Genomic DNA, 14,165 nt, shown 5'->3' on the forward strand with positions numbered 1-14,165 from the left:
AGTATGATTAACCGGCAATATAATGTGGGACGAAACGGGAAGTGTCTTTGGTAATTAGCGTATTGTCCTCGCGAATCCCCATCCCGGAGGCTTCATCGTCAATGATCCAACTGCCAATCAGCGTATAGCTATCGCCAAAGCGCGGCAAAGGCTGAAACGCCTGGTAAATCATCGGCTCGTCAGCGTAGTCGCCGTCGGCATGATCGATAACATTTTGCCGCTCGTCGAAAATCGTGACGTTGCCGCCTTCACGTGAATAAATCGGCTTCCGTACGCTGCTTTCGCCTGGCGCTGCGAGCGATTTTTCGCCCTCAAACCAGGCCGGCAGCAGATTCGGATGGCCAGGGAAAAAGCGCCACAATAACGGCAACAGCCCTTTGTTACTCAGAATACTTTTCCACAATGGCTCAATCCATTGCTCACGACGTTTTCGCAACAGCGGGCCGTTGTCATCGCGCATCATCCATTCCAGCGGGTAGAGCTTAAAGGCGCGGCGAATCACGTTATCGTCCAGATCGGTCAGCACACCGCCTACGCCAAGTCCCAGTTCTTCAATATAGATAAATCGCGTTTCCTGGCCCGCCTGCTGCGCGCAATCCTGAAGGTACAGCACCGTCGTGCGATCTTCGTCGGTATCTTCACAACAGCAAAAGTAGAGCGGTTCCCGGCTGTACAGCTCGCTGAAGCGGGCGATCAGCCGCTCCTGTATCGCGTTGTATTGATCGGCATCACGCGGGATGGCGCCGCTACGACGAGCATCCTCCAGCCATAGCCATTGAAAGTAGGAGGACTCATAGAGCGACGTCGGCGTATCCGCATTGTATTCCAGCAATTTAACCGGATCTTTGCCGCACCAGACGAAATCCATCCGCCCGTAAAGCGAAGGATCGCGGCTGCGCCAACTTTCGGCGATGACATCCCAGTACAATGGCGGGATCGCCAGCTGCTGCATGATCTGCTCATCCCGGACGGCCCGCTCGACAATCTCCAGACACATCTGATGAAGCTCTGCGGTCGGTTTTTCGATCTGTTCTTCAATTTGCCGTAATGTAAAACGGTAGGCCCGGCTTTCATCCCAGTAAATTTCGTTATCGATAACATGAAAGTCAAAACCGTGATCGCAGGCGATCTTATCCAGATCCCGGCGTATCGGTACGTTGTGTCGTAGCATGGTTAGCCTCCCCAGTGCCCGCGGGCGCTGGAAGAACGGCCATAGCCGCCGCGGGAGACGGTGGACGCTTTCCGTGTGATATAACCAGGGCTGGTCACGGTATCGCTTTTCCCTGTGCCGCTGCGCCACGCATAATCGCCGGATGTGGTGCGCCAGACGGGACGGGAGACGTAAGATGAACCGCCGCTGCTATAGATGTATTGTTCATCACGGTTCTGACGAATCGCGCGGCTGAGTAAAAAGCCGCTTAATACCGGAACCCAGCTCCGCTCGGTGATATCAAAGTAACAATCGCCAAACTGCGACTGACAGCGCTCCTGCGTCAATTGCTTAGGCACATTAGCGTAAAATTCTGTTTTCGCATTATTCCAACCGTCAGCGCAAACGCTGGCACTGTTGCCATCGTCGATACAGTCGTTCACCGTGGCGTAAAACGTCCCATCGCCGTCCTTGTCAGTATTGCCGCCATCACCGCACCCTTTCAGGAGAAAAAAGGCCGCTCCACCCATAATCGCCAGCGTCAGGCATTTTGGCGTGTAGCGATTTCGTTGCCGCTCAAAGGGATTAACCGGTTCGGCTATTCGTCTTATTGCCGAATGGCCTACGCCGGATGTGCTTCTGGATTTTCGTTTTTTTGCCATGATCTTCCGTTACCATGTCATACAGGCAGCGTTAAAAATACCGCCAGCCAGCGCTGCGGTTCCCATAAATAGCCCCGCCGCCACGTTGTGATGAATAATTTTTTCGCTCAGCGTAGGCATGTATAACCTTACGCAACCATAAATCAGCAGTTGAATCACCAGCGCAATGCCGCCCCAGGCAAAATAGTCCGGGATACTGACCGAGTTTATCGCCGCGCTGGATAAGGGGATGACATAGCCCAGCAACGTACCGCTAAAGGCCAGCGATGCCGCAGTATTGTTATTTTTTATCAGCTGCCATTCATTATGCGGCGTTATCTTTGAGTAAATAAAAAGAAATACAATGACCATTGCCGCGCCAATAAAAAAATAGGCGCAGAAAGCCAGTAATGCGTCCAGTATATGCATAATTTCCCTGTATGTGCTTAACCAATAACCGTCAGTGAAGTGAGCGGGATATCCACGCCGAGGGCGCGTGAAAACACCCATTCAGGCTCACCGCGCTCGTTAAATGATTCTTCCCCGTTCAATAGAAGATACTCCCAGGCGTCATCCGTCACCTGGCGCTGGAAGCCCATCGTAAAATTGTGAACGTCCCATTTCTCTGCCTGCTGATTTTCAACCTTTTCCAGCATGTAGACAGGTTCAATATTGCCCGGCTCTTCATGGTTAAAAAAGCGCTGCCAGCGCCGTTCTTGCCAGTTGAGCGTCATCGGCCCTATTGCCGCTGGCGCAATGGCTGAACGCCAGTGACGTTCCTCGTTAATACCGAAACTTTCCTCATATACAAAAAGTTTGATGTCATCAATGTCGTCAACATCCGTGCCGCCAGTGGTGTTAATTTGCAAAAACTCATCGCCCGAGGTATAGTAGCGAAAAATCTGACTGCCGCCGCCTAAATCTATACGACTCGCTGCCGCGACAGTGTATTTTTCACCCGGTAGCTCCACCAGCAACGACGACTCCAGTAGCCGGAATGCCAGCGTATCCAGCGTGAAACCGGCGTTAAGATGTAATCCTAATGGTCCGCGAATCGGCGCTGGCGCGCTTGTTTTACCGAGCAAACGCTGAAAAAATTGCATCATAGGGGAACCTCTATCTCTTGCCATGCGACCTCTTCAGCCAGAATGCGATTGTCGTTGGGCATAATGCCATTTGAGATCGCGCATTCATGTGCCGTCTCGTATGAAAGCGACGAAGCTCAGCACGGTAGCGCGCTTTCGCGCTACCAATAACAAAGCAGATACTGCCCGATAAACAGGCCCAGCAAAGCGGGCCAGGTCAGTCTGGACAAATGACGCTGGCAGGTTTTGACCATCCACGTAAAGAGCATTATTCGCCTTGTTGACGCTGTAAACGCGCCAACACATCCTGAGCATTGCTTTTATTGGTTGCGCCAATGCCGGCCTGCGCCAGTTTTTCATCCAGGTCGCGTCCATCGGCGACTTTTTCCAGCTGCGCGGCGGCATCCAGCCGGGCCTGGCGTTCAGCCTGACGCGTTTGTAAACGTTTAAGCGACTCCGCCGCCGTAGACACATTCGACGCGGCTCCGACGGTCGACGTCGTCACCGCCTGCTGCGCGCGCTGCATGGCTTCTGTCGCCTTAACCACTTCAAGTTGCTGCTCAAACTGCGCAATCCGCTGGCCTGTCGCCGTTACGGCCTTCTCCACCGCATCACGAGAGGCTTCCAGATTAGTCAGCACCTGTTCTTCGGCAAGAATGGCATTTTCCAGACGGGCTATTTCTTCCGCCACTTCGTTGAGTAAAGCGGCGTCGACATTCTTACTCATTGCCGCCAACGCCCGTGTTTCAAGGCTGGCTTTACGCTCACGTAAATCATTCAGCTTGTCATGGCTTAACTTCACCCGCGCCAATAAATCCACTCTGGATTTACCCGCTTTATCCAGCTCGGCTTTTGCGTCGCGAATATGCTGCTCCAGCATACGTACACCCTGTGCTTCATCAATGGCGTCTTCTGCCTGAGCAACGAATGATTTACCTAACGTGAACAAACTTTTTAAAATTCCCATGTAAGCCGCCTGTATTATTCCTGTGAATAGACTTGTGTTATTTCAGCGATATCCAACGCATTTTCTACAAGCGTGGTGATTTCCAGCGTCACGTCGGCAAGCGACGAATTTAACGACAGCGCGCCAAAAGCGACATAATATTCCTCCTGTTTTACCTGGGTAATACCGACCGAAGACAGCGGTAAAACCTTCTGATTTCTCAGTAAGAAAAGATTAAATTCCGCGGTATCTCTAATCGTATTTACCGGACAGATATAAGTCTCGATAACTATTTGTTGCGAGGTAAATAAAACCGCCAGTGGTAAATCGCCATAATCATTCATTTTTATTATTAATGAGGATTCATTATTTTCTATATCAATATCTAATTCGGCGATGTTGTTTAATGCATCCGCCAGCGTCCGTGGAGTCCATGCCATATTTTTATCTCTATCTCATTTTTATAAATAAAAGAAATTACAGGGTAGGTTTTTCTTTTTATATTACCAGCCAGAGATAAAAAAAAACCATCCGATTATGGATGGTTTTTTCTTAAAAAATACTATTAGCGTCAGGTTCGCTGGCGAACGGCTTCAAACAGACAAATCCCGGTCGCAACAGAGACATTCAGCGACGACACGCTACCGGCCATAGGAATGCTGATCAGCTCATCGCAGTGCTCACGGGTCAGACGACGTATACCTTCACCTTCTGCGCCCATGACCAGCGCCATGCGGCCAGGCATTTTGCTCTGATACAGCGTATGGTCAGCCTCGCCCGCCGTTCCGACAATCCAGATATTCTCTTCCTGCAACATGCGCATCGTGCGCGCCAGGTTGGTGACGCGGATCAATGGCACGCTTTCCGCTGCGCCGCAGGCGACTTTCTTCGCCGTCGCGTTAAGTTGCGCGGAGCGGTCTTTCGGCACGATTACCGCATGTACGCCTGCGGCATCGGCGCTGCGCAGACAGGCGCCAAGATTATGCGGATCGGTGACGCCATCGAGGATCAACAAAAAGGGGCGATCGTGTAATGCGATCAGATCCGGCAGATCGTTTTCCTGATACTGCCGGCCTGGTTTCACGCGAGCGATAATACCCTGATGCACGGCACCGTCGCTTTTCTCGTCGAGATATTGGCGGTTTGCCAGCTGGATAACCACGCCCTGGGACTCAAGGGCGTGAATCAGCGGCAACAGACGTTTATCTTCACGGCCTTTTAAAATAAAGACTTCCTGAAAACGTTCAGGGGCGCGCTCCAGCAGGGCCTGCACTGCGTGGATGCCGTAAATCATTTCGCTCATTAATGTACTCGTTGTTTACGTTTTGCCGGGGGCGCTACGCTTGCCCGGCCTACAGATAATTCACCCTCTTCTGTTTGAAGAGGGTATTGCTCACTCTGCCGCTTTTTTCTTCGCCGCACGCTTCGCTTTGGTCGCTGCGGCTATTTTCTGCGTTTTAGCCGATGGCTTTTTTGCTTTTCTCGCGTCTTTCTTCGCTGCTTTCGGCTTCGCTTTTTTCTCGCCGCGGAAGGCGCTATCAGGCTCGAAGTTAACTTTTTTACCTACCTGACGACGTTTACCGGCGTTTTTACTTTCACCTTTTTTCGCTTTTTCACGCGCCGTTTTGCCGACGTTACGCGGTGCGCGCTCGCTGGAGATCAGGCTAAAGTCAATTTTCCGTTCGTCCATATTCACCGCTTCGACGCGTACCTCGACCCGGTCGCCCAGGCGATATGTCTGCCCGCCGGACTCGCCAATCAGACGTTGCCCTACCTGATCGAAGCGATAGTAATCGTTATCCAGTGAGGAAACGTGTACCAGCCCATCGATAAACAGTTCATCAAGACGGACAAAGAAGCCGAAACCGGTGACGCTGGCAATCACGCCCTTAAAGACGTTGCCTACCTGATCCAGCATAAAGTCACATTTCAGCCAGTCGGAGACATCACGCGTCGCTTCATCAGCGCGGCGTTCCGCCATCGAACAGTGCTGGCCGAGCTGCAACATCTCTTCCATCGAGTAGTGATAACCGCCCGTTTCTGTGGTGTTGCCCTTGTTCCCTTGCTCTTTCGCCAGCAGGTACTTAATGGCGCGGTGCAAAGAAAGATCCGGATAGCGGCGAATCGGCGAGGTAAAGTGCGCATAAGACTGCAACGCCAGGCCAAAGTGCCCGCGGTTTTCCGGATCGTAAATCGCCTGCTTCATTGAACGCAGCAGCATAGTTTGCAGCATTTCGGCGTCCGGCCGGTCGGCAATCGATTCAAGCAGTTCGGCATAATCGCGCGGTTCCGGTTTATTTCCGCCCGGCAGCTCCAACCCCAGCTCCGCCAGTACGGAGCGGAATGAGGTGATCGCTTCGGTGGTGGGCTTATCATGAATACGGAATAACGCCGGCTCTTTAGCTTTTTCGACAAAGCGCGCCGCCGAGATATTCGCCATGATCATGCACTCTTCGATAAGCTTATGCGCGTCATTACGCTGGGTCTGTTCGATACGCTCAATGCGACGATCGGCGTTAAAGATAAACTTCGCCTCTTCGCTCTCAAACGAGATCCCCCCGCGCTCTTCACGCGCTTTATCCAGCACTTTGTAGAGGTTGTGCAGCTCTTCAATATGCTTCACCAGCGGCGCATATTGTTCACGCAGATCCTGATCGCCCTGCAGCATATGCCAGACTTTGGTATAGGTCAGACGCGCATGGGAGCTCATCACCGCTTCATAGAATTTGTAGCCGGTCAGCCGACCTTTCGCCGAGATGGTCATTTCACAGACCATACACAGCCTGTCAACCTGCGGGTTTAGCGAACACAGGCCGTTGGAGAGCACCTCCGGCAACATTGGGACAACCTGTGACGGGAAGTAAACCGACGTGCCGCGATTGCGCGCCTCGCGATCCAACGGCGTTGGCGGCCGTACATAATAGCTCACGTCAGCAATAGCGACCCACAAACGCCAGCCGCCGCCGCGTTTTTTCTCACAGTAAACCGCGTCGTCAAAGTCACGGGCATCTTCGCCATCAATAGTGACCAGCGGCAAATCGCGCAGATCGACACGACCGACTTTCGCCTCTTCCGGCACCTCTTCTTTCAGCCCGGCGACCTGCTGCTCTACCGCCTGCGGCCAGATGTAAGGTATTTCATGGGTACGCAGCGCCATATCAACCGCCATACCGGTGCCCATATTGTCGCCCAGCACTTCGACGATTTTCCCTACCGCTTTAGTACGGCGAGTTGGACGTTGGGTCAGTTCAACCACGACCACGAACCCCATCCGCGCGCCCATGACGTCTTCTGGCGGGATAAGAATGTCGAAGCTGAGACGGCTGTCGTCCGGCACCACAAAGCCGACGCCCGCATCGGTGAAATAACGCCCGACTATCTGACTGGTTTTCGGTACCAGTACACGGACGATACGCGCTTCGCGGCGACCTTTACGATCGGCGCCCAGCGGCTGCGCCAGCACCTGATCGCCATGAATACAGGTTTTCATCTGCTCGCTGGAAAGATACAGATCGTCTTTGCGGCCTTCGACACGTAAGAAACCGTAACCGTCACGATGACCGATCACGGTGCCTTTCAGCAGGTCGAGGCGTTCCGGCAGCGCATAGCACTGGCGGCGGGTAAAGACCAGTTGTCCGTCGCGCTCCATCGCGCGCAGGCGGCGACGCAAGGCTTCAAGCTGCTCTTCGCCTTCAATATTCAGTTCTACGGCCAGTTCTTCGCGACTGGCCGGTTTTTCACGTTTCGTTAAATGTTCGAGGATAAATTCCCGGCTCGGGATAGGATTCGCGTATTTTTCTGCTTCGCGTTCCTGGAAAGGATCTTGTGACATTGAGGTTCCTCCATTGTCATCTCTAATGAAGTTTACTTCACTCCACCAGTAATAATTTATAAAGCGGTTGATTCTCTTCAACCAAATCGGCAAGCGTGTAGTTATCCAGCTCCTTGAGAAAACTCTGCACGGCCTTAGAAAGCGCCTGTTTCAGACGACAGGCAGGGGTGATGTGGCAAAATTCGCTGCTACAGTTGACCAGTGATAAGGGTTCCAGCTCACGCACCACATCGCCAATACAAATAGTATTAGCCGGTTTACCCAGGCGGATACCGCCATTTTTTCCCCGAACGGCGGTGACAAAGCCCGCCCGGCTAAGCTGATTGATAATTTTGACCATATGATTACGGGACACGCCGTAGACTTCTGTCACCTCAGAAATGCTGGTCATTCGTCCATCTGGTAACGACGCCATATAGATTAGCGCACGTAAGCCGTAATCGGTGAAACTCGTTAACTGCACATCAACCTCAGGAAAAGGGAAAACGGGATATAACTTATCTGTATTGATGATAAACCAGCCACAAGCTGTGTCGCTAATTTATTTCAGTTCGGGGAAGGAAAAAAGCGAGGATTTAGCACTGTGTCGGATAGCGTAATGGCTTACCCGACACAGCAATGTATCACACTGTTAGCCCGGCAAGCAAAATATCTGCCAGGCGTACCAGATTTACGCGTCGAACGGGTCGCGCAGAATCATCGTCTCAGTACGATCGGGGCCGGTAGAAATAATATCAATCGGCACGCCGGTCAGTTCTTCGATACGTTTGATGTAGTTCAGCGCCGCCTGCGGCAGGCCGCTACGATCTTTCACGCCGAAGGTGGATTCAGACCAGCCCGGCATGGTTTCGTAAATCGGCTCTACACCTTTCCAGTCGTCAGCTGCCAGCGGAGTGGTAGTCACTTCGCGACCATCCGGCATACGATAAGCCACGCAGAGTTTCACCTCTTTCAGGCCATCCAGCACGTCCAGTTTGGTCAGGCAGAAGCCAGACAGGGAGTTCAGCTGTACCGCACGACGAACGGCAACGGTGTCCAGCCAGCCGGTACGACGACGACGGCCGGTAGTAGCGCCATATTCGTTACCCTGCTTGCAGAGGAACTCGCCGGTTTCATCAAACAGTTCGGTCGGGAACGGACCCGCACCTACGCGAGTGGAGTAAGCTTTGAGGATACCCAGAACGTAATCAACATAACGCGGGCCCAGGCCGGAACCGGTCGCCACGCCACCTGCAGTGGTGTTAGAAGAAGTTACGTACGGATAAGTACCGTGGTCGATATCCAGCAGGGTACCCTGCGCACCTTCAAACATGACGAAATCGCCACGCTGACGCGCCTGGTCGAGCAGGTCCGAAACGTCAACAACCATAGAAGTCAGGATGTCGGCAACAGCCATCGTATCATCCAGAACTTTCTGGTAATCAACCGCTTCAGCTTTGTAGTAGTTAACCAACTGGAAGTTGTGATATTCCATCACTTCTTTCAGTTTTTCAGCGAAGGTTTCTTTGTCGAAAAGGTCACCAACACGCAGACCGCGACGTGCCACTTTATCTTCATAAGCAGGCCCGATTCCACGACCGGTGGTGCCGATCGCTTTCGCGCCACGCGCTTTCTCACGCGCGTTATCCAGCGCAACGTGATAATCAAGGATCAGCGGACAGGCTTCAGACAGTAGCAGACGCTCACGAACGGGGATGCCACGGTCTTCCAGTTCTTTCATCTCTTTCATCAGCGCGCTCGGAGACAGCACAACACCGTTACCGATGATGCTGGTTACATTCTCGCGAAGAATACCTGATGGAATAAGATGGAGAACGGTTTTTTCACCGTTGATTACGAGAGTATGGCCTGCGTTGTGACCGCCCTGGTAGCGTACAACATATTTAGCCCGTTCAGTCAGAAGATCGACGATCTTTCCTTTACCTTCGTCACCCCATTGGGTGCCCAGTACGACGACGTTGTTACCCATTTTTCAAAATCACCGTTTGCTTAAAAATGGATTCTACCATCGCTTTTTCAGATATACAGCACTTTTTGCACTCAATCTGCGGCAAATCCGACCACTTTTTGCTCAGCCAATCGTTTTCCTCAACATGTAGTAGACCACAACTCCCGCGACCACAAGTCCGCCGCCAAAACGACGTAAAACATTTTCCGGCAGTTGCGCCAGTGCCGAAACCATTTTTTTCCATGCGCCGGGATACAGCATCGGTCCCAGCCCTTCGAGGACTAATACCAGAGCAAGCGCCAACCAGATTGTTGAATTCATTTATCGCCCTTATAAAAGAAAACCACCGGCATCCTTTGGATGCGGTGGTTTTGCTGGTCTAAAACCGCTGACGCTATTTTAGCGTGTCGTCGAACTCGGTGTCTTCATGTAGCGGAAGAAATCGCTGTCCGGGCTCAGTACCATCACGTCCTGATTACCTTCGAAGCTCTTCTCGTAAGCGCGCAGACTACGAATGAACGCGTAGAAATCAGGGTCCTGGCTGAACGCGTCGGCAAACAGCTTCGCGGCTTCAGCATCACCTTCACCACGCATGATACGCCCCTGACGCTCGGCTTCCGCCAGAGTTTTCGTCACCTCATAGTCAGCAGCCGCACGCAGTTTTTCCGCTTCTTCCTGACCTTGTGAGCGATGACGACGCGCGACCGCTTCACGCTCGGCGCGCATACGGTTGTAAATCGCCTCAGAAACCTCGGTCGGCAGGTTGATCTGCTTAATACGCACATCGACCACTTCGATACCCAACGCCGCCATACTGTTCGGGTTGATGACCGGTACTTTACCTTTGGTTTCCGCCGTAACGCGTTCCGCCGCTTCGGCAATCGCGTCATCCGCCGCCGGGGTCGCTACTTCATCATCGGTACCGGCTGAACCGGAGTTCAGCGCGTCGCGCACCTCCAGTGTCAGACGACCACGAGAATCGGTCACGATGTCTTTTACGTCCAGGCGACCAATCTCAGAACGCAAACGGTCCGAGAATTTACGTTTTAACAGCACTTCGGCTTGCGAAATATCGCCGCCGCCGGTCGCCAGATAGTAACGGCTAAAGTCGCTGATACGCCATTTGATGTAGGAGTCGACAATCAGGTCTTTCTTCTCTTTAGTCACAAAGCGATCGGCCTGGTTATCCATCGTCTGGATACGCGCATCAAGCATTTTCACTGATTCAATAAACGGGATCTTAAAGTGCAGACCCGGCGCGTAAACCAGCGGTTTGTTCTCATCGTCACGCAGAACTTTACCAAAACGCAGCGTAATGCCGCGCTCGCCCTCTTTGACCACAAAGACGGACATGTAGAGCACTACCAGCACGATGATGATAATCGCAATAACTGACTTACGCATCGTTATTCCCCCTGACGCTGGTAGTCGTTACGCTGCGCATTCGCGCGGCGTTGGTCCATAATATCGCCCTGATTTGAGGACGACGTGTTGCTTGCTCCGCTGGCGTTAGACTTTGTGGACGGCGGCAGGCGCAGCAGGTTGCTGGCGCTATTGTCGCTCTTTGCCGCCGGCGCATTCCCGCCTTTCAGCATCTGATCTAACGGCAGCACCATTAAATTACCGCTCTTGTCGTTAACCAGTACTTTACGGGTATGGCTCAGCACTTTTTCCATCGTTTCAATATACAGACGCTCGCGTGTAATCTGCGGCGCGGCTTTATATTCCGGCAAAATCTTCGCAAACCGGGCGACTTCACCCTGCGCTTCCAGGATAGTCTGGGTTTTATAGGCGCGTGCCTCTTCCAGAATACGCTGCGCCTGACCGTTGGCGCGCGGCTGAACTTCGTTGGTATACGCTTCCGCTTCACGAATGTACTGCTGCTCGTTTTCACGTGCGGCAATCGCGTCGTCAAAGGCGGCTTTCACCTCTTCCGGCGGACGCGCAGCCTGGAAGTTCACATCCAGCAGGGTAATCCCCATGTTGTACGGTTTGATAGTCTCTTCCAGCTCGCGTTGGGTATCGCTACGAATAACGGTACGGCCTTCGGTCAGGATGCGATCCATCGTGTATTTACCAATGACGCCACGCAGCGCGCTGTCGGTGGCCTGACGCAGGCTATCGTCCGGGCTGGTCACGCTAAACAGATATTTCTGCGGATCGGTGACGCGGTATTGCACGTTCATTTCAACGCGCACGACGTTTTCATCAGACGTCAGCATCACGCCTGACGCCGCCAGTTCGCGCACCGCTTCGACGTTCACCGGCGTAACGTCGTCAATAAATGTCGGCTTCCAGTTCAGACCTGGCTCTACCAGATGGCTGAATTTACCAAAACGCGTTACAACGCCGCGCTCGGCTTCTTTAATGGTATAAAAGCCGCTGGCCGCCCAGATAATGACTACTGCCGCCGCCGCGATGGCGACAATACGGCCTCCCAGTTGCGGACGCGGGCCTTGCGATGAGCTACCGCCGCCGGAACCGGTGCCTTTACCGCCCCCAAAACCACCGAGTTTTTTACTCAGCTTACGGAAGATATCATCCAGATCGGGAGGTCCCTGATCGCGGCCACCTTTGTTTCCATTTCCCCCAGAGTTGCTGCCAGGTTTGCTGCTTCCCCACGGGTCGCGGTCCTGTCCGTTATTACCGGGCTGATTCCACGCCATGTTTGTGCTCCATATTTGTTATGCGGTGATCCCCGTTGTCTTTCGACCTCAGAGGATAAGGCGAAATTACTCCATGCTTCAGACTAACCGCCGTTACAGACATCATCTTTCAGGCTGCGTCTTGAGTGGCGGCTTTTTTACCCCAGGTCACTTAGTTGTGAGCTCCTGAGATTCTCTCAGCTACCGCCTCAATACGACCTGAATGACTTCGCGTCTAGATCACGTATTCGATCAACGCCGGTTCTTGTTTACAGAGGCGACGCCAGTCGACAATCGGCATTCGTACCTGCAGACTGACGCTACCGTCTTCCTCCATCCACTCTTTTTCTATTGCCTGAAGCTGATAAAACCGGCTTCTCAGACGCCCTTCCTGCGGCGGCAAACGCAGCGTATGCTGCGCCACCTCGCCGGAAAGACGCTCCGTCAAAGCCTGAAAAAGCTGTGGTATCCCCACGCCGCTTTGCGCTGAAAGCCAAACGCGGATGGGTTTATTCTCTTCATCTCTGTCGATACGCGGTTCAAAGTCGTCCAGCATATCGATTTTGTTCATCACCATTAAGGTGGGGATTTCGTGAGCGTCAATCTCTTCAAGAACGGTGTTTACCGCCTCGATGTTTTCCTGCACACGAACATCCGCCGCATCGACCACATGCAGCAGCAGCGTCGCCTGACGCGTCTCCTGCAGGGTAGCTTTAAAGGCAGCCACCAGATCGTGCGGTAAATGGCGGATAAAGCCTACCGTATCCGCCAGAACGGTTTCACCGACATCCGCTACATCAATACGACGTAACGTCGGGTCCAGCGTCGCAAATAGCTGATCTGCCGCATAGACCCGCGCTTCAGTGATCTGATTAAAAAGGGTGGATTTTCCGGCGTTGGTATAGCCCACCAGCGATACCGTCGGAACATCGGCCTTGATGCGCGACTGCCGCCCCTGCTCACGTTGCTTCTCAACTTTCTCCAGGCGCGACTGAATCTGCACAATGCGATTACGCAGTAAACGACGGTCGGTTTCGAGCTGGGTTTCACCCGGACCGCGCAAACCAATCCCGCCTTTCTGACGTTCAAGGTGGGTCCAGCCACGCACCAGACGCGTAGCCAGATGGCGTAGCTGCGCCAGCTCAACCTGCAACTTACCTTCATGGGTACGCGCACGTTGGGCAAAAATATCTAAGATAAGACCGGTGCGATCGATAACCCGGCACTCGCACAAACGCTCCAGGTTTCGCTCCTGGGCTGGATTCAATGCATGATCAAACAATACGACCGCTGCGCCAGTCGCTTTCACGGCTTCCGCAATTTCAACTGCCTTACCTTCACCTACAAAGTACTTCGGGTGCGGTGCTTTACGGCTACCGGTAATCACCTGCATTGCTTCGACACCGGCGGAAGAGACCAGAGATTCAAACTCCTGGAGGTCTTCCATATCTTTGTCTTGCGAAAAATAGATGTGTACCAGTACCGCCTGCTCACCGGCATCATAACGGTCAAACAAGCGTAAACCCTCTTAATAACCAGCGGGGGCGATTATCCGACGCCCCCGACATGGATAAACAGCTCGTGAACTTATTCAGTCTCTTCGCTGTCCTGTTGCGCAGTAGAACCCTGCGCGTTGCTACCGTGATGGTAGTTATTGCTGGCGCCGCCACCGGCATTGTTGCTGTGATGGGAAACCGGGCGAGACGGGACAACAGTAGAAATCGCGTGCTTATAAACCATCTGGCTGACCGTGTTTTTCAACAGGATCACGAACTGATCAAAGGACTCGATTTGACCTTGCAGCTTAATACCATTCACCAAATAAATAGAAACTGGAACACGTTCCCGACGCAATGCGTTCAGGAACGGATCTTGTAAAGATTGCCCCTTAGCCATTCTCTTTTCCTTATATGCTTAT

The 14,165-nt window shown here is 52.9% G+C and carries 15 protein-coding genes and 1 pseudogene; all 16 read right to left on the reverse strand.

What is annotated here, in order from left to right; translation table 11 throughout:
- Positions 1 to 7 precede the first annotated feature (7 nt).
- On the reverse strand, positions 8 to 1,171 hold the full coding sequence (locus tag ACH0VJ_RS07485; RefSeq protein ID WP_000943930.1) for a glutathionylspermidine synthase family protein: 1,164 nt from the start codon (positions 1,169 to 1,171) through the stop codon (positions 8 to 10).
- Between the two features lie 2 nt (positions 1,172 to 1,173).
- Entirely contained in the window at positions 1,174 to 1,812 is a 639-nt protein-coding gene (locus tag ACH0VJ_RS07490) for a DUF1190 domain-containing protein (protein WP_001085594.1), read from the reverse strand.
- A gap of 9 nt (positions 1,813 to 1,821) precedes the next feature.
- On the reverse strand, positions 1,822 to 2,220 hold the full coding sequence (locus ACH0VJ_RS07495; protein WP_000547737.1) for a DUF350 domain-containing protein: 399 nt from the start codon (positions 2,218 to 2,220) through the stop codon (positions 1,822 to 1,824).
- Positions 2,221 to 2,237: 17 nt separating this feature from the next.
- Positions 2,238 to 2,921: a YjfK family protein gene (locus ACH0VJ_RS07500; protein ID WP_000090294.1), complete on the reverse strand. Its 684-nt coding sequence runs from the start codon at positions 2,919 to 2,921 to the stop codon at positions 2,238 to 2,240.
- Positions 2,922 to 3,043: 122 nt separating this feature from the next.
- Positions 3,044 to 3,145, reverse strand: a pseudogene (locus tag ACH0VJ_RS07505) (hypothetical protein); the annotation flags it as partial.
- On the reverse strand, positions 3,145 to 3,843 hold the full coding sequence (locus ACH0VJ_RS07510) for a PspA/IM30 family protein (protein WP_000511974.1): 699 nt from the start codon (positions 3,841 to 3,843) through the stop codon (positions 3,145 to 3,147). The gene ACH0VJ_RS07510 and the pseudogene ACH0VJ_RS07505, both read right to left, overlap by 1 nt.
- A gap of 14 nt (positions 3,844 to 3,857) precedes the next feature.
- Positions 3,858 to 4,262, reverse strand: coding sequence for a YjfI family protein (locus ACH0VJ_RS07515; protein WP_000312605.1), 405 nt, complete (start codon positions 4,260 to 4,262; stop codon positions 3,858 to 3,860).
- A 131-nt stretch (positions 4,263 to 4,393) separates the two neighbouring features.
- Positions 4,394 to 5,125 (reverse strand): 23S rRNA (guanosine(2251)-2'-O)-methyltransferase RlmB, encoded by a 732-nt coding sequence (gene rlmB / locus ACH0VJ_RS07520; protein WP_001293273.1) that lies wholly within the window; start codon positions 5,123 to 5,125, stop codon positions 4,394 to 4,396.
- 90 nt (positions 5,126 to 5,215) lie between these two features.
- A complete protein-coding gene (gene rnr / locus ACH0VJ_RS07525) occupies positions 5,216 to 7,654 on the reverse strand; it encodes a ribonuclease R (protein WP_000076354.1) in 2,439 nt (812 codons plus the stop codon).
- 37 nt (positions 7,655 to 7,691) lie between these two features.
- The gene (nsrR, locus tag ACH0VJ_RS07530) at positions 7,692 to 8,117 is read right to left on the reverse strand and encodes a nitric oxide-sensing transcriptional repressor NsrR (RefSeq protein WP_001177632.1); all 426 of its coding nucleotides are present in this window, start codon (positions 8,115 to 8,117) and stop codon (positions 7,692 to 7,694) included.
- Positions 8,118 to 8,324: 207 nt separating this feature from the next.
- Positions 8,325 to 9,623 (reverse strand): adenylosuccinate synthase, encoded by a 1,299-nt coding sequence (purA, locus tag ACH0VJ_RS07535; protein ID WP_000527972.1) that lies wholly within the window; start codon positions 9,621 to 9,623, stop codon positions 8,325 to 8,327.
- Positions 9,624 to 9,725: 102 nt separating this feature from the next.
- Positions 9,726 to 9,923: a DUF2065 family protein gene (locus tag ACH0VJ_RS07540; RefSeq protein WP_001089290.1), complete on the reverse strand. Its 198-nt coding sequence runs from the start codon at positions 9,921 to 9,923 to the stop codon at positions 9,726 to 9,728.
- Positions 9,924 to 10,001: 78 nt separating this feature from the next.
- Positions 10,002 to 11,006, reverse strand: coding sequence for a protease modulator HflC (gene hflC / locus ACH0VJ_RS07545; RefSeq protein ID WP_001232417.1), 1,005 nt, complete (start codon positions 11,004 to 11,006; stop codon positions 10,002 to 10,004).
- A gap of 2 nt (positions 11,007 to 11,008) precedes the next feature.
- On the reverse strand, positions 11,009 to 12,268 hold the full coding sequence (hflK, locus tag ACH0VJ_RS07550) for an FtsH protease activity modulator HflK (protein WP_000312505.1): 1,260 nt from the start codon (positions 12,266 to 12,268) through the stop codon (positions 11,009 to 11,011).
- A 214-nt stretch (positions 12,269 to 12,482) separates the two neighbouring features.
- Positions 12,483 to 13,763, reverse strand: a complete 1,281-nt coding sequence (gene hflX, locus ACH0VJ_RS07555; protein ID WP_000460337.1) for a ribosome rescue GTPase HflX — start codon at positions 13,761 to 13,763, stop codon at positions 12,483 to 12,485.
- 71 nt (positions 13,764 to 13,834) lie between these two features.
- On the reverse strand, positions 13,835 to 14,143 hold the full coding sequence (gene hfq / locus ACH0VJ_RS07560; protein ID WP_001051875.1) for an RNA chaperone Hfq: 309 nt from the start codon (positions 14,141 to 14,143) through the stop codon (positions 13,835 to 13,837).
- Positions 14,144 to 14,165 lie beyond the last annotated feature (22 nt).

The sequence above is a fragment of the Salmonella sp. 2020_1459 genome (assembly GCF_043847915.1).
In the GTDB taxonomy this organism is placed as follows: Bacteria; Pseudomonadota; Gammaproteobacteria; order Enterobacterales; family Enterobacteriaceae; genus Salmonella; species Salmonella enterica.